The organism is Limosilactobacillus agrestis (assembly GCF_014145585.1).
Lineage (GTDB): Bacteria > Bacillota > Bacilli > Lactobacillales > Lactobacillaceae > Limosilactobacillus > Limosilactobacillus agrestis.
The window spans coordinates 64762-84411 of the sequence record NZ_JACIVF010000035.1 but is presented as its reverse complement, the minus strand read 5'-3'; the positions used below and the strand labels follow the sequence as shown (position 1 = coordinate 84411).

19 protein-coding genes and 1 other annotated feature (1 of these 20 only partly in view) are annotated in these 19650 nt (G+C 38.7%); of the genes, 10 read left to right on the top strand and 9 right to left on the bottom strand.

From position 1 onward, the window contains the following. Window position 1: 1 nt before the first annotated feature. The 3 genes from H5R88_RS02650 (at window position 2) to H5R88_RS02640 (ending at window position 2861) form a co-directional block, all read left to right on the top strand. Window positions 2-730, top strand: coding sequence for an L-ribulose-5-phosphate 4-epimerase (locus H5R88_RS02650; protein ID WP_182578035.1), 729 nt, complete (start codon window positions 2-4; stop codon window positions 728-730). 53 nt (window positions 731-783) lie between these two features. Then, the gene (gene araA / locus H5R88_RS02645) at window positions 784-2205 is read left to right on the top strand and encodes an L-arabinose isomerase (protein ID WP_182600185.1); all 1422 of its coding nucleotides are present in this window, start codon (window positions 784-786) and stop codon (window positions 2203-2205) included. Window positions 2206-2291: 86 nt separating this feature from the next. Further along, window positions 2292-2861 carry a sugar O-acetyltransferase gene (locus tag H5R88_RS02640; RefSeq protein WP_182600184.1) on the top strand — a complete coding sequence of 190 codons (570 nt, stop codon included), beginning with the start codon at window positions 2292-2294 and terminating at the stop codon, window positions 2859-2861. A gap of 88 nt (window positions 2862-2949) precedes the next feature. On the opposite strand, the gene H5R88_RS02635 is transcribed toward H5R88_RS02640, so the two are convergent. The 6 genes from H5R88_RS02635 to H5R88_RS02610 form a co-directional block, all read right to left on the bottom strand. After that, on the bottom strand, window positions 2950-3792 hold the full coding sequence (locus H5R88_RS02635) for an aldo/keto reductase (RefSeq protein ID WP_182600183.1): 843 nt from the start codon (window positions 3790-3792) through the stop codon (window positions 2950-2952). Beyond that, the gene (locus H5R88_RS02630) at window positions 3785-4882 is read right to left on the bottom strand and encodes a GntR family transcriptional regulator (RefSeq protein ID WP_182578039.1); all 1098 of its coding nucleotides are present in this window, start codon (window positions 4880-4882) and stop codon (window positions 3785-3787) included. Before H5R88_RS02630 ends, H5R88_RS02635 begins: the two co-directional genes overlap by 8 nt. A 111-nt stretch (window positions 4883-4993) precedes the next feature. After that, the gene (locus tag H5R88_RS02625; protein ID WP_182600182.1) at window positions 4994-5482 is read right to left on the bottom strand and encodes a universal stress protein; all 489 of its coding nucleotides are present in this window, start codon (window positions 5480-5482) and stop codon (window positions 4994-4996) included. Window positions 5483-5567: 85 nt separating this feature from the next. After that, window positions 5568-5864, bottom strand: coding sequence for a hypothetical protein (locus tag H5R88_RS02620; protein WP_182578041.1), 297 nt, complete (start codon window positions 5862-5864; stop codon window positions 5568-5570). A gap of 306 nt (window positions 5865-6170) precedes the next feature. Beyond that, the gene (locus tag H5R88_RS02615; RefSeq protein ID WP_182578042.1) at window positions 6171-7475 is read right to left on the bottom strand and encodes a replication-associated recombination protein A; all 1305 of its coding nucleotides are present in this window, start codon (window positions 7473-7475) and stop codon (window positions 6171-6173) included. Between the two features lie 3 nt (window positions 7476-7478). Then, entirely contained in the window at window positions 7479-7967 is a 489-nt protein-coding gene (locus tag H5R88_RS02610) for a YueI family protein (RefSeq protein WP_182578043.1), read from the bottom strand. Window positions 7968-8101: 134 nt separating this feature from the next. On the opposite strand from H5R88_RS02610, the gene H5R88_RS02605 reads away from it, so the two are divergent. Beyond that, complete coding sequence (locus tag H5R88_RS02605) at window positions 8102-8383, top strand: hypothetical protein (RefSeq protein ID WP_182578044.1); 282 nt, start codon at window positions 8102-8104, stop codon at window positions 8381-8383. 53 nt (window positions 8384-8436) lie between these two features. Here the strand turns inward: H5R88_RS02605 and H5R88_RS02600 are convergent, their stop codons facing one another. Further along, on the bottom strand, window positions 8437-8844 hold the full coding sequence (locus tag H5R88_RS02600; RefSeq protein WP_182578045.1) for a VOC family protein: 408 nt from the start codon (window positions 8842-8844) through the stop codon (window positions 8437-8439). A 28-nt stretch (window positions 8845-8872) separates the two neighbouring features. Then, window positions 8873-9616 carry a DUF6198 family protein gene (locus H5R88_RS02595; RefSeq protein ID WP_182578046.1) on the bottom strand — a complete coding sequence of 248 codons (744 nt, stop codon included), beginning with the start codon at window positions 9614-9616 and terminating at the stop codon, window positions 8873-8875. A gap of 252 nt (window positions 9617-9868) precedes the next feature. Between H5R88_RS02595 and yaaA the strand changes: the two genes are divergently transcribed. From yaaA to frc, 3 genes are all read left to right on the top strand, one after another. After that, window positions 9869-10618, top strand: coding sequence for a peroxide stress protein YaaA (gene yaaA, locus H5R88_RS02590; RefSeq protein ID WP_182578047.1), 750 nt, complete (start codon window positions 9869-9871; stop codon window positions 10616-10618). A gap of 110 nt (window positions 10619-10728) precedes the next feature. Beyond that, the gene (gene oxc / locus H5R88_RS02585) at window positions 10729-12462 is read left to right on the top strand and encodes an oxalyl-CoA decarboxylase (protein ID WP_182578048.1); all 1734 of its coding nucleotides are present in this window, start codon (window positions 10729-10731) and stop codon (window positions 12460-12462) included. Then, entirely contained in the window at window positions 12455-13786 is a 1332-nt protein-coding gene (gene frc / locus H5R88_RS02580) for a formyl-CoA transferase (protein WP_182578049.1), read from the top strand. Before oxc ends, frc begins: the two co-directional genes overlap by 8 nt. A 294-nt stretch (window positions 13787-14080) precedes the next feature. Here frc and rpsD read toward each other — a convergent pair whose 3' ends face one another. After that, window positions 14081-14686: a 30S ribosomal protein S4 gene (gene rpsD, locus H5R88_RS02575; protein WP_003666632.1), complete on the bottom strand. Its 606-nt coding sequence runs from the start codon at window positions 14684-14686 to the stop codon at window positions 14081-14083. A 397-nt stretch (window positions 14687-15083) separates the two neighbouring features. Between rpsD and ezrA the strand changes: the two genes are divergently transcribed. The 3 genes from ezrA to thiI all read left to right on the top strand — a co-directional run bounded on the left by ezrA (window position 15084) and on the right by thiI (window position 19401). Beyond that, window positions 15084-16787, top strand: a complete 1704-nt coding sequence (ezrA, locus tag H5R88_RS02570; RefSeq protein WP_308182834.1) for a septation ring formation regulator EzrA — start codon at window positions 15084-15086, stop codon at window positions 16785-16787. Window positions 16788-17010: 223 nt separating this feature from the next. After that, a complete protein-coding gene (locus H5R88_RS02565) occupies window positions 17011-18159 on the top strand; it encodes a cysteine desulfurase family protein (protein ID WP_182578051.1) in 1149 nt (382 codons plus the stop codon). Window positions 18160-18180: 21 nt separating this feature from the next. After that, window positions 18181-19401 (top strand): tRNA uracil 4-sulfurtransferase ThiI, encoded by a 1221-nt coding sequence (gene thiI, locus H5R88_RS02560; protein ID WP_003666641.1) that lies wholly within the window; start codon window positions 18181-18183, stop codon window positions 19399-19401. A 42-nt stretch (window positions 19402-19443) separates the two neighbouring features. Then, window positions 19444-19650, top strand: a binding site (T-box leader) (it continues 4 nt past the right edge of the window).

Genomic DNA, 19650 nt, shown 5'->3' with positions numbered 1-19650 from the left:
CATGTTAGAAGATTTAAAGAAAGAAGTTTATGAAGCAAATATGCGGCTTCCTAAACTAGGGCTTGTTTCCTTTACCTGGGGCAATGTTTCAGGAATTGACCGTGAAAAAGGATTGTTTGTTATTAAACCTTCTGGAGTTCCATATGAAGAAATGAAGCCGGAAGACATGGTTGTTGTCAACTTGGATGGTAAGGTAGTCGAGGGTGACTTGAATCCATCCAGTGATACTCCTACTCACACTTACCTTTATAATCACTTCCCAAAGATTGGTGGAGTCGTTCATACTCATTCACCATGGGCAGTAGCATTTGCAGCTGCACGGATGGATGTTCCAGCGATGAATACCACGCACGCTGATACTTTCTATACCGATGTCCCAGCCGCTGATGCTTTGACGAAGGAAGAAATTGAAGAAGACTATGAAGGTAATACAGGAAAGGTAATCGTTCGTTCATTTAAGGAACGGGGCTTGGACTATGAAGCAACCCCAGCGGCATTAGTAATGCAACATGGTCCATTTACCTGGGGCCCAACACCTGACAAAGCAGTTTATAATGCTAAGGTGTTAGAAGTTGTGGCAGAAGAAGATTATCATGCAATGCAATTAACGCACCAAGATCTTCACTTACCACAATACTTATTGGACAAACACTATTACCGCAAGCATGGGGCGAATGCATATTACGGACAAAATAATGCGCATTCAAAAGATCATGCAGCTCACGCTTAATTAATTTGGTAGCTACATTTAAAAACTTTTTAGCATAAAAGGAGTGTAATCTCATGGATATTAAGAATTACGAATTTTGGTTTGTTACTGGTAGTCAATTCCTTTACGGTGAAGAACAATTAAAGTCAGTTGCTGCTGACGCTGAAGATATTGTTAATAAGTTAAACAAAAGTGGTAAGTTGCCTTACAAGGTTGTCTTCAAGGGTGTTATGACAACTGCTGAAGGAATCACTAAGTTTATGAAGGAAGCTAACTACAATGACAATGTTGCCGGTGTTATGACGTGGATGCATACCTTCTCACCAGCAAAGAACTGGATTCGGGGAACTAAGCTTTTGCAAAAGCCACTACTTCATTTGGCAACCCAATACTTGAACAAGATTCCATATGACACCATTGACTTTGATTACATGAACTTAAACCAATCAGCTCATGGTGACCGTGAATATGCTTACATTAACGCTCGTTTGCAAAAGCATAACAAGATTGTTTACGGCTTCTGGGGTGATGAAGAAGTTCAAGAAGAAATCGCTGACTGGCAAAATGTTGCAGTTGCTTACAACGAAAGCTTTAACATTAAGATTGTTCGTTTTGGTGATACAATGCGGAATGTTGCCGTTACTGAAGGTGATAAGGTTGAAGCCCAAATGTTCCTTGGCTGGACTGTTGACTACTGGCCAGTAAGTGACTTGGTTGAATATGTAAATGGTATCAGTGAAGATGAAATTGATGCTGCTTACAAGGACTTAGCAAGTCGTTACGAAATGGTCCAAGGTGACAATTCTAAGGAACACTATGAACACTCAGTTCGATACCAACTTCGTGAATACCTTGGTTTGAAGAAGTTTATGGATGAAAAAGGCTACACTGGCTTTACCACTAACTTTGAAGACTTGCATGGCCTTGAAGAATTGCCTGGCTTAGCTGCTCAATTATTGATGCGTGATGGCTACGGCTTTGGTGCTGAAGGTGATTGGAAGTCTGCCGGCATGGACCGCTTATTGAAGATTGCTGCGGATAATGTTGCCACTGCCTTTATGGAAGACTACACCTTAGATCTTCGTCCAGGTCACCAAGCAATTCTTGGTTCACACATGCTTGAAGTTGACCCAACAATTGCTTCAGATAAGCCACGGGTTGAGGTTCATCCATTAGACATTGGTGGTAAAGATGATCCAGCACGGTTAGTATTTACTGGTCGTGAAGGTAAGGCTGTCGATGTTACCCTTTCATACTTCAACGATGGTTACAAGGTTATTGGTTACTCAGTTGATTGTCACAAGCCAGAAGCTGAAACGCCTCATCTTCCAGTTGCTAAGCAGTTATGGACACCAACTGTTGGCTTAAAGGAAGGTGCTGAACGCTGGATGCATGCTGGTGGTGGTCACCACACAATCTTGAGTTTCAGTTTGAAGCCACAACAAATTAAAGATCTTTTCGGAATGTTAGATGTTAAAGTTGATTTTATTGAATAGTTAATTTTAATTGAAAATCCTCAAAATGGTTCTACTCGGCAAACCTCGAGACGAGTAGAATCATTTTTTATCAGGAGATGGAAATAATGAAAACTGAAAAAGAGAAAATGCTAGCAGGGGAAGTTTTTAATGTTTATGATCCTGAATTAGTTAAAGAGCGTCAATATGCCCGCCAATTAGTTGAACGATTTAATGCTCTTGGTGAAATGAACCCGACTGCAAGCAATACTGTGATTCGTCAACTATTTGGGCACGTTGGCGAAAAGTGTGAAGTTCATCCGCAATTTAAGTGCGATTATGGTTATAACATTTATGTAGATGATGATTTCTTCGCTAACTATGATTGTGTCATGCTTGATGTAAGCCCAATTCGGATTGGGAAGCATTGTTTATTGGGACCGCGCGTGCAGATTTATACTGTCAATCATCCCCTTGACCCACAATTACGACGAAATGGAGCTTATGGACAAAGTAAGGATGTCACTATTGGGGATGACGTATGGATTGGTGGGGGATCCATTATTTGTCCAGGTGTAACTTTGGGTAATAATGTAATTGTTGGTGCTGGAAGTGTAGTGACAAAGTCGTTTGGTGATAATGTTGTTATTGCCGGTAATCCAGCACGGATCATTAAAGAGAATCCATATGTAGAATAATTGATTATTTCCCAGGTTATCTTTAACGCAAAAAGGGAACTAAGATATGGTCATGTGACGGCCGTTATCTTGGTTCCCTTTATCATTCTTAATATTTAAGATTATATTCGTAAACTAGTGCTGGTTCTTTACCTACGCGTGTAAAGTTATTTAAGTTATTAATAGCAGTCATTTCCTCGTTGCTTAATGTGAAGTCATAGATGTTAATATTTTGCTTGATTCGCGCTTCATGAACTGACTTCGGAATGAAGGCGACCCCGCTTTGCAAATGCCAGCGGAGGACAACTTGGGCGGCAGACTTATGATGGTTAGCAGCAATCTTATTGAGGGTTGGATTATCGAGGATGGTTCCACGCCCAAGCGGACTCCACGCCTGGGTAACAATACCATGTTCTTTATCGTATTGGAGCAAGGGTTGTTGGTTGAGGCGTGGGTGACGTTCAATTTGATTGATGACGGGCATCTCATGTGCTTGGGTAGCAAGATATTGGAGATGGATCATTTGGTAGTTACTAACACCAATTGAACGAGTCAGACCTTCTTTCTTTAATTCTTCAAGAGCTGCCCAGGTGTCAAAGAAAGCTCGTTCAATTGGCCAATGAATAAGCAGAAGGTTAACATAATCGAGTTTCAATTTTTGAAGTGAGTCTTTAACAGAGTCAATCGTTTGCTTAAACCCTTGATTAGGTTCCGATACTTTTGTAGTAATAAAAAGTTCCTCGCGAGGTAAACCAAGCTCCTGCAAAGCATTTCCAACTTCTGCTTCGTTTTTATATAATTGTGCGGTATCAAAAAGACGATAGCCAGCATCATAGGCATACTTTATCGCTGAGGTAATCGTACTTTGATCAGTGATTTTATATAAGCCAAATCCTTCTTGAGGCATTGATTGACTATCAGCAAGTAATAATTGTTTTACTTCATTATTCATTTGGATTCTCCTTTGAAATAAACGGGGCAGTAGATTGTCCCTTAAGTATCGTTGGGGTATAAACTTTTGAAGAAACTTTTTCGCCAGCAATCATTTTTAAGATCATTTTCCCAGCATCTTCGCCCAGTTGACGTTTAGGGTGATTAGCCGTCGTAAGACTGGGTGAAATAATTTGTGCCATTTCATAGTTATCAAAACCTATTACTGAAATATCAGTTGGAACACGTTTTCCTTGTTTCTGAAGATAACTAATAACTCTTGTTGCCAGCCGGTCATTATAGCAAGCAATAGCGGTAATGTCATTATTACTATTAAGCATCGTATCGACTTTTTTGATAATATCTTCGTAATTTTCATTTGATTGGTACATAATAACATTTGATTTAGTGGTAGGAATATTGTTATCTTGATATGCTTTGATCATTCCAGTCATGCGGTCGACCCCTTGTTGATCATCTATTTGGAATACTCCTAAAATATTAGTATGTCCAAGGCTAAAGAGGTATTTCACTAATTCTTCCTCAGCTTCCCGATCTTTTGTTAGTAAAGAAGGAAAATTAAAACCGGGATAAGTAGAGTGAAATAGTATTGTTGGAATTTTATATTTCTGGACCTGACGATAGAGATCTAAATTAGGATTAGGCATGGCGCTTTCAGTAGGCTCAATAATTAATCCAGCAATTTGTAAATCTAACATATTTAAGATTGTTTGGCGTTCACGTTTATGGTCATTAAGCGTGTTTCCAACAATCATTGAGTAACCTTGTTCTGTTATCACACTATCAATTCCAGAAATAATTGGGGGGAAGATATAGTCAGCCATGTGAGTGCTGATTACCCCAATTATTTTATTCTTTTCACTTTTTGTCCAGTCACGTTGCCAATCTTGGACAAACATTCCACCACCTTGAATACGGTAAATATAGTGCTCGTTTTCAAGATCACCAACAGCGCGACGAATTGTATAACGCGACACATTAAAACGCTTCATTAAGGCACTTTCAGTTGGTAATTTTTCATTGATTTTATATTTTCCATCAATAATTTCATTTCGTAAAGTTTGCTTTACTGTTTCATACTTTACTTCCAATGCATTGCGCTCCTATCTTAATACAAGTAGTTTTGAATATACAAAAAATGCTCCATATAATTAGCAACCTGCTAACATTTATGAAGCATTTGATTGATTTTATCTTGATGTTTAGAACCGACGCTTCTTTGGATTTTCGATTGGTTTGTTATCTAAATCGGTCCGTACTACTAAAACATCACAAATTGCTGTGCGGGTAACGTATTCGGTAACGGAACCGATTAAAATTCGTTCAACAGCATTTAGTCCAGTAGCACCAATCATGATTAGGTCAGCACCCATTTCTTTTGGCATCTCCCGAGCAATAATTGTCTTTGGAGCACCATATTCAATGGAGTAACTAGCATTTTTAACACCGTGCTCTTTAGCATAATCAATGTACTTATCTAAAGTCTTCTTAGCGGTTTCTGTAACTTGTTCTACCATTGAAGTATCGAAACTAGAAATATTTTGGAATGCACGTGTGTCAACAACGTGAAGTAAACGTAATTCAGTATCCGCACCATTACGTTTTGCTACAGCAACAGCTTTCTTAAAAGCTAACTCAGCTTCTTTAGAACCATCAACTGGAACTAAAATATGTTTGTATTCTTGTGCCATAATTGTAGTGCCCTCCTGAAATCTTATATCTTATATTATTTATTATACACTTTTTCACTATTGAGCGTAAAGCGCCTGCGAAACATTACTTGCGATGATTTACCCGAAAATCAGCTGTAATTGCAAAGGCCATTAACGTTTCACTTATACATCCAATAATTACCATCACAACAAGGAATCCAGTATTATTTGTCCATCCAGAAATGATACTTAGGATTCCAACGATGGTCATCACAATTCCCCAATTTTTTAATTGAGGAGCTAAATATTTACTTTTAGTAGGATCAAAAACAAGAAATGGTTTATGAATGTGAGTTAGAAGAAAGAGCCCTTCAAAAAGAGCAATCAATCCAAAAAGGGTCATTAGAATTGGTAACAACATAAAAATCTATCCTATCTATAATGAAATTAAAATAAGGGTGAGAAAAAGCAAAAGTCCTTTCTCACCCTCACTAAATATGTACGAAAACTCCGTTGGTGCCGTTAATTGTCATTCAGTGTTGACCTGTGTTTAAGACAGGTGGGACATGGCTGCCTAATATTCAACTACCAAGTGTAAAGGCATGTTGTCCAAAAGGCAATGCACTAGTCCCAAAGTAATAAGAATGTAAGGCAAACCTGCGTTTAGACAACGCGTACACTACAGAATTTTCACTTTCATAATAGCATTTTTAAGTGGTTGGCGCAATTATTTACTCGGATGATGTTTTCCCCGTAAGTTGTGTTGCTGGGCCTTGCGTAATTGCCAATATTGTTGTCCTAAACTAGCTTCAAACCGCCCATTATTTTTGGGTTGATAGTATTGAGCATCTTTGATTCGGTCTGGCAAATATTGTTGAGCTACCCAATCTTGTGGGTGGTCATGTGGGTAGTCATAATCTATCCCATGCCCCAACTTAGCAGCTCCTTTATAGTGGGCATCTTTAAGATGGGCTGGAACATCTCCAAAGCCTCCTTGACGAACTTGAGCAAGTGCTTCATCAATGGCATTAATTCCCGAATTGGATTTTGGCGATAAGCACAATTCTATGACAGCATCCGCTAAAGGAATGCGTGCTTCGGGAAAACCAACCCGTTCTGCAGTTTGAACCGCCGTAACAGCTCGTTGAACAGCAGGCATATTAGCAAGGCCAATATCTTCATAGGCCGTGACCATTAAGCGCCGTGCAATAATAGGAAGGTCACCAGCTTCGATTAAACGTGCAAGATAGTGGAGGGCCGCATCAGTATCTGATCCACGAATGGATTTTTGAAGGGCAGAGATGACATCATAATGAGCATCACCATCTTTATCAGCAGATAATGCCTTTTTCTGGACGCTTTCTTCAATAATCGGTAGCGTAAGATGAATTTTTCCGTCTTCGCTTGGATCAGTTGATTTTGCGGCAAGTTCTAAGCCATTTAAAGCACTTCGCAGGTCACCATTAGTTGCTGCTACTAGTTGGTCTTCAGCGTTTTCTTCTAGGACTAATGGTAAATTACCCAAACCACGTTCCTTATCAACTAATGCATGTTGGATAGCGATCTTCATCTCATCAGTTGAGAGTGGGTGAACCGGAAAAATTTGAGTTCGACTACGAATTGCGGGATTAATACTAATGTATGGATTTTCTGTTGTCGCTCCGATAAGGATGATTCGTCCATTTTCGAGGTGTGGGAGAAGAAAATCTTGCTTTACTTTATCTAACCGATGAATTTCGTCTAGTAGCAAAATCACAGTCCCGCTCATTTTAGCTTCTTCTGCAACAATTTGTAAATCTTTTTTTGTATCAGTTGCCGCATTTAGTTTTCGAAAAGCATATTTAGTTGAACCAGCAATCGCACTGGCAATACTTGTCTTACCAGTTCCAGGAGGACCGTATAGAATCATTGAAGAAAGCATTTTTGCCTTAACCATACGCGAGATGATTTTACCAGGGCCGACAAGGTGTTGTTGACCGACCACTTCATCTAATGTTCGTGGCCGCATTCGATAAGCAAGTGGTTGTTGCATATATTAGCCACGATCCTTTCTATGGAAGAGATGATGAAAAAAACCTTGATGTTGATCTATTGTTTTTTCAGCCGTACTATTATTTGCATTTACCAGATTAGGATATCGTTTTTTGACATCGACTGGTGATTGGTAGACAGCTGTTTTTGCGGCCACGACAATTGCTAATGAATCTGGGTCAGTTTTATATTCCGGATCAGTTTTTAAGGTAAACTGAGCATTATCTTTAGCGGCAGTTTGAATGTATGGATGAATTTCATCATGAGGAAGATTACCGTTGATAAAGACAAGGTTACCAATTCCACGATCTAACTCGGCAGTTAATGCCTTTGTCCAATCTTGTTCGTGTAGTTCTTGAACACTTATTGTTAGACAGACGCGTTCACGGAATGTTCCGAGGTATTTTCGCTGTTCATCGGGCTTGATTTTTGGTGTACCGTAAACAGCATTGTCAATTCGCTGTTGAGCAGCACTTTTTTCTTGTTCAGACATATTGAACGCCTCCTTATCATGCAATTGTAACACGAAATACAAAAAACTATATTTCTTGATAATGCTATAATTCTTGTTATATCATGATTATGAAGAAATAAAAGTAAACTAACATTATAAGGGAAGTGGTTATTATGTTTAGTGCAGTATTTTGGGTTTTAGCATTTTGGTTTATTGTCAACCTAGTTTGGACAATTGCGCGCCTTAATAATCGGATGATGTCAAGAACGTTTGCCTGGATAAATTTAGTGGCAGTAATAATTGGCTTTTGGACGTTTTACGCTGCCAGCAATGGTGGTGGTGGAATTTCTCCCTGGTTTCGATTGATTAATTGGGCAAACATTGTTCTTGCTATTTTTCAATTTTATAACGGATACCGTCCACATCAATATGATAAAAATCATAGTTCTAATTAAGAGTTTGTAAAAAGGCGAGGCTGGAAAAGTTTTCCAGCCTCGCCTTTGGTGTTTTATTTTACGATTTCGCAGAATTCGATTGTTTCACTGTTAGGACCTTCAATGTTGAAGAACTTAATTCCCTTATCCCAGAAGTCAAGGTGTTGAACTTCATCGTCCTTTAGTTTGAAGCCTTCAGCCTTAGCAGCCTTGAAAGCAGCATCAGCATCGCTAGTATTAAGGGAAATATGGTTAATAGCACCCGTTTCGTGAACTGCACCGTCACCAGTCCAGATTTCTAAAGTGAGGTGACCGTATTGCATAAAGATAACTTCATTTCCTTGGTTATCAGTATCAAATTCACCAAGCTTCTTAAAACCAAGCTTTTCCCAAAAGGCAATCGTCTTTGCCATGTCATCGGTTGGAATCCCAATATGTTGTACATCATCAAAGTAACCTGCTAAACTCTTGTTAAATGCCATAATAAATCACTCCTGTATAAATATAGTCTTAATTACCAATATCAAGTGCCTGGTGCTTTAATTTAGGGAAGATATAACGATCTGCCCAACCAGTGATTGCCCCCTGAAAGACAAGGGCAAATAGTGTTCCTAAACCAAAGTTATAAATCCCGCCTTGCATGAATGCGGCGATAATTGCCATAATTGTTGGAGGAATGTATGATAACCACATCGCAATTGTTGCGTTACCATGGCAATAACGGAAACGAATAATTTGGAACAGGTCATCAGCAGGGTGTAATACGAGGTTGACGCGCTGATAAATTGAAATAGCGGTTCCGATGAAAGCAACCCCTAAGAAGTTAATGAAAACGTAGAGGATAATCATCGGTAAAGTAGTGGCATCCGGCATAATACGATTAAAAATGTCAGAAAACCACTGAATAAAAATAGAAAATGGCAACATGAAAATAAAATTACCACCAATTCGTTGCCAGTCCCACTTATGCATCAAAATTGCGTTGAGGACAGAAGTTAACATTCCTAAAACCATGAAAGCCCAGAAAAGGGTCATCGAATTATTCCCTAAAACGGCAATCCCTAGGTTGTTTTCGGCAGCCGTCCAATAAGCGGAGCCAAGAAATTGTGGATGGACATGTGAACTTGTAACAAGCGTTAGAACATTCCCCAATGAGTTAATAACAATTGACAGTGCAAAGTATGCCCAACTGGTAGTTAATGAAATTGTTCGTTCGGCAACTTGACCTTGTACTGGAACTTTTTCTTGTTCCATTATATTCTCCCTTCAAACTTGACCAATCATTTGGTGAAGTTATTCACTTTCTCTCTTCGATGAATTAATTTACAACCATCAAAAAAGCTTGTCAAGCGCTTCACAAGCTGAAATGACGGGATTTGTCCTATACCAAAATTATTGAAACGATTTACTGAAAGCGTAAACATTAAATGGCCATAGGAAACATAAATCTAATTAGACCAATTAGCTGGAAAAGATTACAAAAAAAATTTTGAAAGGATGAGATATGTGAAAATAATTATTTCTCCAGCACGAACAATGCAAGTTGATACCGACTCCTTACTTTACAAAGATTCGCCAAAATTTCTTCAGCAAACAAAAGATATCTTAGGATGGATGAGGAGTTTATCTTATGATGAGTTACATAAAGTATGGGGGAATTGTAGCTCGCGTTTAGCAATGAAAAATTATCAATGGCTCCATCAAATGGATCTTCAACGAAATTTGACGCCAGCAATTATTGCCTTTACTGGGCTACAATATCAATATATGGCGCCAAGTGTTTTTTCGGATAATGGGCTGAAATACGTTCAAGATAATTTACGGATATTATCAGGATTTTACGGCATTTTACGGCCATTTGATGGGATAATACCTTATCGCTTAGGGATGGGTGACATGGCGCCAGTAAATGGCTATAAAAATCTTTATGACTTTTGGGGGGAACAACTTTATCGTGAACTTTATAAGAAGAATGATTTAGTAATTAGCTTAGCCTCGGTCGAATACGAAAAGGCAATTACTCCTTATCTACAAACTCAAGATCGATTTATCAAATGTATTTTTGGAGAAGAAGTAGATGGGAAGATAAAACAAAAAGCAACATTAGCTAAAATGGCGCGTGGGAATATGGTGCGATACTTAGCAGAAAATCAAATTCAAACAATTGAAGACGTCAAGCACTTTAATATCGGTGGCTATCGTTTTCGGAAAGACTTGTCAACAGATGCAAAATTAGTTTTTGAACTGGTAAAATAATCATATTATTTGCTAACCTTTTTGAATTGTCTTATAAAATAATTGTATACAAAACTACCATCAGCGCACTGATTCTATTGAATTTTTAATGATAAAAGGGGAGTTAAATTATGGTAGGCAATTCTTTAACTAAGACAGGTGCCAATTTATTAATCGAAGCCTTGCAAAAGAATAACATTAACCGGATGTATGGAATAGTTGGAATACCGGTAACTGATTTAGCGCGGCTTGCTGAATTACGCGGAATGAAATATTATGGTTTTCGCCGTGAAGATTCGGCGGTTAATGCTGCTGCAGCAACTGGTTACTTAACGCAAAAACCTGGCGTTGCATTAACTGTTTCAGCACCCGGTTTTTTAAATGGATTAACAGCCTTGGCTCAAGCTACTAAGAATTGTTTTCCATTGATTATGATTTCAGGTTCATCTGAACGCCATATTATTGACTTATCACAGGGCGATTATGAAGGGCTCGACCAATATAATGCAGCAAAACCTTTCTGCAAAAAGGCCTATCGGGTTGATCGAGCAGAAGATATGGGATTAGCTGTTGCAAGAGCCATTCGGACAGCGGTTTCAGGTCGACCTGGTGGTGTTTATCTTGATATCCCGGCTGATACAATCGTTCAGGAGGATGATGCTTCTGATCAAGCTAATTTAGGTGTCTATAAGCTGGTTGATCCTGCTCCTAAACAAATACCTAATGATGAGGCGATATCACGGGCAGTTGATTTAATCAAGAACGCGAAAAAGCCACTTATTATTTTGGGAAAAGGAGCTGCCTATGATCGTACTGAAAAACAAGTGCAACAATTAGTAGCGAAAACTAATATTCCTTTTTTACCAATGTCGATGGCAAAAGGGTTGATTCCAGATGATAGTCCTCATTCTGCTGCTGCGGCTCGTTCACTTTCACTGCGAAATGCTGACGTAGTAATTGTAATTGGTGCACGTTTAAACTGGATGCTTTCATATGGGAATGCACCTCAATTTAACCCGCACGCAAAATTTGTTCAGCTCGACATCGATGCCACGCAGTTTGATTCCTCACAGCCAATTAGTGCCCCGCTCCAAGGAGATCTTAAGTCGATTTTAGATAAATTGGTTCCAGCGCTATTGGCAACTGGATATCAAGCGCCAGAAACATGGTTAGAGCAAATTGCGCAAGATACTGAGAAAAATGACAAAAAATTTGCGCAACGGATTGCTAATGGTAAAGTGGCACAAAAATTTGGCTATTATGGAGCGATTGCGCCTATTGCGGAATACTTCCAACAACATCCTGATACTTATCTAGTCAGTGAGGGGGCTAATACGCTTGACATTGGGCGGGATATGATTGGAATGCAACTTCCCCGTCATCGGCTGGACACGGGAACTTGGGGCGTGATGGGTGTTGGCCTTGGTTATGCAATTGCGGCGGCCGTTGAAACAGGAAAACATGTTGTTGCGCTTGATGGCGATAGTGCATTTGGTTTTGATGGGATGGAGATTGAAACGATCTGTCGATATAAGTTGCCGATTACGGTCGTTATTATCAACAATGGCGGAATTTATAACGGAATCGGCCAGGTTGTTCCCAATCAACTTGGGCCAACTACTCTTGATCCAACTGCAAGGTATGATTTAATGGCTAAGGCCTTTGGTGGTGATAATTATTTTGTAAGTAATTACGATGAGATGAAAAATACTTTTGCAAGGGCTGTTGACTCGGGACGTCCAAATATTATTAATGTTCAAATTGCGCCATCGATGGGAAAAGAATCTGGCCATATTGGGAATTTAAATCCAAAGCTTAATTTACGACCACTTGAAGAAAATGAGAGGAGCCATCATAATGACTGAACAAAGTGAAAATGCACCATTAAAGGGAATTAAAGTTGTGGACTGGACACAGGTTCAATCGGGACCTTCCTGTACGCAGCTTTTAGCATGGCTAGGAGCGGAAGTTATTAAAATTGAACGTACTAATACTGGAGACCCAACTCGTAATGAACTGCTTGATATTAAAGATTCATGGAGCCTTTATTATTTACAATTAAACGCAAATAAAAAATCATTAACGCTTGATATTAAAACTCCAGAGGGTCAAAAAATAATGTATGACTTACTGAAGAAGGCTGATGTTTTTGTGGAGAATATCAGGCCTGGTGCAGCGACTAGGGCAGGTTTTGGCTGGGAAAAAGTACACGAATTAAATCCGCGTTTAATCATGGCTTCCTTAAAAGGATTTAATAAGGGATCACGTTTTGCCAATGTAAAGGCCTTTGAACCTGTTGCGCAATCTGCTGGTGGTGCAGCTTCGGCAACTGGGTGGAATGAAGGAGCTGCCAATATCCCAACACAGTCAGCGGCTGCATTAGGAGATTCTAACTCTGGAATGCATTTAACGATTGCAATTCTAGCTGCTTTGCTACAGCGAGAGCATACTGGTAAGGGAAGCTATGTTTATCAGTCAATGCAGGATGCAGTTATTAACCTTTGTCGGATTAAATTGCGGGATCAATTGATGTTAGACAATCTTGGAGCATTACCATTTTATGCAGTATATCCTAATTATAAATGGGGAAAGGCAATTCCGCGGGCAGAAAATAGTGAAGGCGGGCAAGTAATTGGCTGGACTTATAAGGCGAAAGGCTGGGAGACAGATCCTAATGCCTATGTTTATATTGTTATTCAAAATAAAAACAAAAGTTGGGAGACAATTGCTAATACGATGGGGCATCCTGAATGGGCTACTGATGAACGATTTAAGGATTGGGAACATCGCCAGCTTCATAAGCAAGAAATTTACCCCTTGATTGAATCGTATACCAAGAATTACGATAAATATGAGTTAACTAAAAAACTTGGAGAGGCTGGGATACCAGTTGGTCCAGTTTTAGATTGGCATGAACTCGAAAATGATCCAGATTTAAATGAAGATGGTACTCTGGTTAAGATTAATCAGGGAGGAAATCGTGGCGAATTTAAGACCGTGGGGATGCCGTTTACGATGTCAAACTATAAGCCAACCTATAAGCGCGCCCCAGATCTTGGTGAAAATAATAAGGAGATTCTATCTTCGCTTGGTTATGATCCTGAACAAATTGAAGAATTAGTAGCTAAGGGCGTAATCTCGAAAGTAGAAAAGCCTCATAATCCACGGACAAAAGTTATTAAAAACTAAAAATTATTGTGGCTTATGTGGCTAATAAAAGAAAGGAGGCTGCAAATTAACTTAGCCTTCTCTATCTTCATAAACAATTGTAAGATAACGTGGAAAACAACCTTAAGACTCGAGACTAGGTATAAATAATAATTAGTCCGTGCCGCATCAATTATCGTTTTAGTTTAGCCCATTGTTCTATCGAGAAGAATGTTTTCTACTCTTATCTTTTAATTTAGAATGGTATATAAAAAAGGCATTCCCAATTTTTATTAGGAATGCCTTTTTAGTCGAATTAAACAAGTAATTATCAGATTACTTGTTGTAGAATTCAACGATAAGAGCTTCATCAATATCAGCGTTCATATCTTCACGGGCTGGAATGCGGTTAAGCTTACCTTCAAGCTTGTCGGCATCAAAGTCAACGTATGAAGGACGAGAAACAACAGCTTCCACAGCGTTCTTGATGATGTCTAAGTTCTTAGATTTATCACGAACAGCGATGATTTGACCAACCTTAACTTCGTATGATGGAATATCGACACGCTTACCATCAACAGTGATGTGACCGTGGTTAACCAATTGACGAGCTTGACGACGAGTAGTAGCCAAACCAAGACGGTAAACCATATTATCAAGACGGCGTTCAAGCAATGCCATGAAGTTAGCACCGTGAGTACCTTCCTTGATCTTGCCGGCACGAACGAAAAGATTTGAGAATTGACGTTCAGTCATACCGTACATAAAACGTAGCTTTTGCTTTTCACGTAATTGTGTACCATATTCTGAAAGCTTACCGCGACGATCACGACCGTGGTCACCAGGAGCGTAAGCCCGACGTGCTAATTCTTTACCAGTACCTGAAAGTGAAACGCCAAGACGACGTGAAACACGCCAACTTGGACCAGTGTAACGAGACATAAATAAATTCCTCCAATAATTTTAGTTGGAGTAAAATAATCCGATTGTGAGCTTAGCATTCGTGCAGGCTGATTTGAATTTTTCACCCTAGCAGCCGGGTTACTAAAAACACCGTCTGGCACCAGTCTGTTGACGAGCTTGCTCCTCACTGCTGCATTATTTTACACAAAAACTAGTGTACAACGTTTCACGATAATAAGTCAATCTTTTCTTTAGCAACTTTGTGCTTTTTTCGAACTTTAATCAGGGTGGTGAATAATATAAAAGTTTATTAAAGTAGATGTTTTTTTATATCTTTTAAAGCAGGCGCATTGTGGTATGCTATAATTTTGAATAGGATTATACGGATAATTATTGTGCAAGAGCAATAAACAATAAAAAATAGTAGGTGGAAAAAGTGGTTTTTCAAGTATTGATTGGTATTTTAATTATTGTTGTAGCAATATTAGCTTGCGTATATTTTTATCAACGACGAGTTGTCAAACAAATCAACGACCTGATGGAAAGTGAGAAAAGGTTAGCAGATCAAAATGTAGACCAACAGATAAAGAATGTTGAAGAATTACAGCTAGTTGGGGATGCTAAAAAACAATTCGAAACAGTTAAAAATAAGTATGAAAAACAAGTGCGACCAGCTATCACAGCCTTCAATAAACGGGCGCCACAGTTATTAGCCGATTCACGGACTAGCAAGTTACTGACAATTAATACTCAGATTCGTGATTTACAAGCAGATTTGGCGAAGTTAACGACAATGCTTCAACAAATCCAAAAAGAATTACAACATCTTCGTCAACAACAGCATACGCATAAGCAAGCTGTCGAACAGATTAAAAATAAATATCGTCAATTCCACCGACAATTAAATGAAAAGAGTTTCGAATATGGCGATAGTGAAAAACAATTAAATAGTCGGTTAAATGAATTGGAGGACCAATTTGCTCAATTTACTGATTTGACTAATAAGGGCGATATTGAGGCGGCCCAAGAGATTTTAAGCAATTTACAATCTGAAAATAATAAATTTGAACAAGATTTTAATAAGATTCCTAAGCTCTATAAACCAATTGCAACAGAGTTTCCGGAACAATTATCCGAACTAAAAAGTGGTTATGAAACACTCGTAAAACAGAATTTTCACTTTACGGAGAAAAATATCGATAAGCAAATTAAACAGCTTAAATCTAAGCTGGATCAGACAGTTGACCAACTTAACAATTTACAATTAGATATTGTAGAACAATCTAATAAGGACCTTAGTGACCAGATTGATTACCTATATGGGGTAATGCAAAAAGAAATTGATGCTAAAAATGAAGCAATTCATTTAATTGATGTAATGAAGAATTTTACTCAACATGCTCAACGGCAAAATGATGAATTGGGGGTAGAACTTGACCGGTTAAGTTTGAATTACACGCTTACCAATCATGAACAGGAAACCGTTCGTGAACTTGGTGAACAAATTAAAGCGATTATTAAACAGTATCGTGATGACGCAGAAGCAATCGCCAATAAAACAGCCGTTTATAGCCAAGTGCTTGATCGGCAAAAGTCTAATCAAAAAAACTTGACGGAAATTGAAAAGAGCCAAGAAAAGCTTAATGATGAGGTTGCTAAATTGCAGACTGATGAACAACGGGCCCGGCAAATGCTTCAAAAATATTCTACCCAGATTCGCACAATTCATCGTCAAGTGGAACAATTGAATCTTCCTGGCTTACCTAAAGATTACTTAGATTACTTCTTTGGTGTAAGTGATGAGATTAAAAAGTTAGCTGATGAATTGAATGAGTATAAGATCAATATGGATGAAATTACGAAGCAACTAATTATCGTTGAGTCAGACCTAGACACATTAAATGACAAGACTGATATTCTTCGTGATAGTGCGGAATTAACTGAACGATTCCAACAATATGCGAACCGGTTTAGTGATAACGAAAAGATTGCAGCGGCAGCTAAAAAATCCCAAGAACTTTTTAAGCAGTTTAACTACACTGCAAGTTTAGAGGCAATTGCGACCGTTTTAGAGGAAGTAGAACCTGGTAGCTACAAACGAATTGAAGATACCTATTATCGTGAAATTGGTAAAAATTAAAAGATCTGAGAGGAAATTGGGCAAAGAATCCTGATTTCCTCTTTTCTTATTAAATGATAGTGATAATTAATGCCTAATAGCTAATTTTCTGTTATAATATAAAACCGTTTTAAGAAGAGTCGAAATCTTCAGCAGTAGCCTATCCTATACTGTTGAAATCATAATCAGAGTAGGTTACCCATTTGTAACAACCCTGTGTATTACTTTTAGGAAGGAAATTAGTATGATCTATTTTGATAATAGTGCGACGACAAAGATACTACCGGATGTTTTGTCGACATACGAAACCGTGAGTCAAAAGATCTGGGGGAATCCAAGCAGTTTACATAACTTTGGTGAAAATGCTTGGAACCTTCAAGAACAGGCACGCCAGCAGATTGCAAAGCTATTCGGGGTTAAACCTAGTGAGATTATTTTTACTAGTGGTGGTTCTGAAGGAGATAACTGGGTAATCAAAGGAACCGCAATGGCTAAGCACCGTTTTGGCAAACACATTATTACGACCAGTGTTGAACATGCGGCAGTAAAAAATGCATTGGAGCAACTAAAAGATTTTGGATTTGAGGTTACTTATCTCCCTGTCGATAAAGAAGGACGGATAAATCCTGCTGATGTAAAAGCTGCTATTCGTCCAGATACTATTTTAGTGTCTATCATGGCGGTTAATAATGAAATTGGAACGATTCAGCCAATTAAAGAAGTGGGAGAAATCCTTAAAGATTATCCAAATATTCATTTTATGGTGGATGCTGTTCAGGCAATTGGTAAGGGATTAGATGACCAAGTATTTAGTGATCGCGTTGATTTTGCTACTTTTTCTGGTCATAAATTTCATGCCCCGCGAGGAACCGGTTTTGTTTACGTCAAGAGTGGTCGTAAGTTAGAGCCCTTGATTGCTGGTGGCGGTCAAGAGCGGACACTACGAAATGGAACAGAAAATACACCGGGTAATGTTGCGATGGCAAAAGCAATTCGGCTGGTAAAGGAAAATGAAGCAGAATCAGCCAAACGTGAACAAGCAATCAAAGAACGGATTTACGACCATTTAAGTAAATTTGATCATGTAAAATTGATTTCTGGCCGCGATCAAGGTTTCGCTTCCCATGTACTGTGCTTTGCAATTGTAGGAGTTCGGGGCGAAACGATTGTTCATGCCTTTGAAGACAAGGATATCTATATCTCAACTACTAGTGCTTGCTCGTCTAAAAAGCATTCCGAAGCCGGAACATTAGCTGCCATGAAGGTTCCAGAAAATATTGCGACAAGTGCAGTTCGGATTAGTCTTGGGGATCAAAATACCCTTGAAGAAGCTGATCAGTTCAATAAAACATTTGATGAACTATACGCTGGTTTTAAGAAAATTATTGAATAAAATCTGAAAGGAGGATATAACGTGCAATATACAGAAATCATGGTTCGCTATGGTGAGCTTTCGACAAAGGGACATAATAAAAAGTCCTTTATTGATCGTTTAGGGGTAAACGTACGAAAGGCCCTTCATAGTTTTGACCAAGTAAAGGTGCATGCACAACGTGATCGGTTACATGTTGAATTAAATGGAGCTGACTATGATCAAGTGATGAATCGCTTGAAGTTAGTGTTTGGGATTCAAAACTTTTCGCCATCAATTAAAGTTGATAAGACTTTTGAAGCAACTGCAGAGGCAGCCGCTCAAATGATCGCTGAACAAGTAGATAAACCAATTACCTTTAAAGTGGAAACTCGTCGGTCGGATCACCAATTTGCAATTGATACATTTGAAATGAACAACAAGCTAGGAGGATACCTCTTAGATAAGTTTCCTGATAAATTAAAAGTTGATGTTCACCATCCGGACCTAACTTTGCGAGTTGAGATCCGCCTTAATGGAATTTTCCTTTCAAGTGAAACGATTAAGGGTGCTGGTGGCTTGCCAGTTGGTACAGCTGGTAAGGGAATGATGATGATGTCTGGTGGAATTGATTCACCAGTAGCTGCTTACCTAGGGATGAAGCGTGGTGTTTCAATGGAAATGGTTCACTTCTTTAGTCCGCCATATACTAGTCCCCAAGCTTTAGCAAAGGCCAAGCAACTAACTGAACGTCTTGCAAAATATAGTGGAAGTATTAAGTTTATTCAGGTGCCATTTGCTGAAATTCAGGAAACAGTCAAGGAAAAAGTTCCTGAAGGTTACCTAATGACGATTCAACGGCGGATGATGCTTCGGTTGGCAGCTGCCTTAATGATCAAACGTCATGGCCTGGCTATCTTTAACGGTGAATCATTAGGTCAAGTTGCTTCTCAGACAATGGAAAGTATGCTAGCGATTAATGATGTAACTTCTTATCCGGTATTGCGACCAGTATTGTCATTTGATAAGACTGAAATTATAAAAATTGCCCAAGATATTGATACCTATGATCTTTCAATTCTTCCATATGAAGACTGTTGTACTGTCTTTACCCCGCCATCGCCTAAGACGCGGCCAAATGTTGAGCGGGCTCGTGAATACGAAAAACGACTTGATATTGAAGGATTAATGCAACGAGCTCTTGATGGGATTGAAATTACGGAAATTCATCCTGGCGAAGATTATTTAAACCAAAATGAAGATGTTTTTGCTGAATTACTTTAATTAGGCCTTGACGAGGTTTGATAATTTAGCTATGATACATTTTAATAAGCATTGACCGAAAGAGTAGTAAAGTGGCACCTAAAAAGCGAGATCCTGATAGTGAGAGAGGATTAGTTAAACTTTATGAAGGTAGTTCGGGAGCTGATATACTGAAATTAATAGTAGGTATATCCGGTTCATTTACCGTTATGAAATGATAAAGTGGAGTATTTTATACTCAAATTAGGTGGTACCGCGATGATTCGTCCT

What these genes read in the sequence shown, in the direction of transcription:
- H5R88_RS02650 (WP_182578035.1), top strand. Translation starts at nt 2, where the DNA reads ATGTTAGAAGATTTAAAGAAAGAAGTTTATGAAGCAAATATGCGGCTT.
- araA (WP_182600185.1), top strand. Translation starts at nt 784, where the DNA reads ATGGATATTAAGAATTACGAATTTTGGTTTGTTACTGGTAGTCAATTC.
- H5R88_RS02640 (WP_182600184.1), top strand. Translation starts at nt 2,292, where the DNA reads ATGAAAACTGAAAAAGAGAAAATGCTAGCAGGGGAAGTTTTTAATGTT.
- H5R88_RS02635 (WP_182600183.1), bottom strand. Translation starts at nt 3,792, where the DNA reads ATGAATAATGAAGTAAAACAATTATTACTTGCTGATAGTCAATCAATG.
- H5R88_RS02625 (WP_182600182.1), bottom strand. Translation starts at nt 5,482, where the DNA reads ATGGCACAAGAATACAAACATATTTTAGTTCCAGTTGATGGTTCTAAA.
- H5R88_RS02620 (WP_182578041.1), bottom strand. Translation starts at nt 5,864, where the DNA reads ATGTTGTTACCAATTCTAATGACCCTTTTTGGATTGATTGCTCTTTTT.
- H5R88_RS02615 (WP_182578042.1), bottom strand. Translation starts at nt 7,475, where the DNA reads ATGCAACAACCACTTGCTTATCGAATGCGGCCACGAACATTAGATGAA.
- H5R88_RS02610 (WP_182578043.1), bottom strand. Translation starts at nt 7,967, where the DNA reads ATGTCTGAACAAGAAAAAAGTGCTGCTCAACAGCGAATTGACAATGCT.
- H5R88_RS02605 (WP_182578044.1), top strand. Translation starts at nt 8,102, where the DNA reads ATGTTTAGTGCAGTATTTTGGGTTTTAGCATTTTGGTTTATTGTCAAC.
- H5R88_RS02600 (WP_182578045.1), bottom strand. Translation starts at nt 8,844, where the DNA reads ATGGCATTTAACAAGAGTTTAGCAGGTTACTTTGATGATGTACAACAT.
- H5R88_RS02595 (WP_182578046.1), bottom strand. Translation starts at nt 9,616, where the DNA reads ATGGAACAAGAAAAAGTTCCAGTACAAGGTCAAGTTGCCGAACGAACA.
- oxc (WP_182578048.1), top strand. Translation starts at nt 10,729, where the DNA reads ATGGTAGGCAATTCTTTAACTAAGACAGGTGCCAATTTATTAATCGAA.
- frc (WP_182578049.1), top strand. Translation starts at nt 12,455, where the DNA reads ATGACTGAACAAAGTGAAAATGCACCATTAAAGGGAATTAAAGTTGTG.
- rpsD (WP_003666632.1), bottom strand. Translation starts at nt 14,686, where the DNA reads ATGTCTCGTTACACTGGTCCAAGTTGGCGTGTTTCACGTCGTCTTGGC.
- H5R88_RS02565 (WP_182578051.1), top strand. Translation starts at nt 17,011, where the DNA reads ATGATCTATTTTGATAATAGTGCGACGACAAAGATACTACCGGATGTT.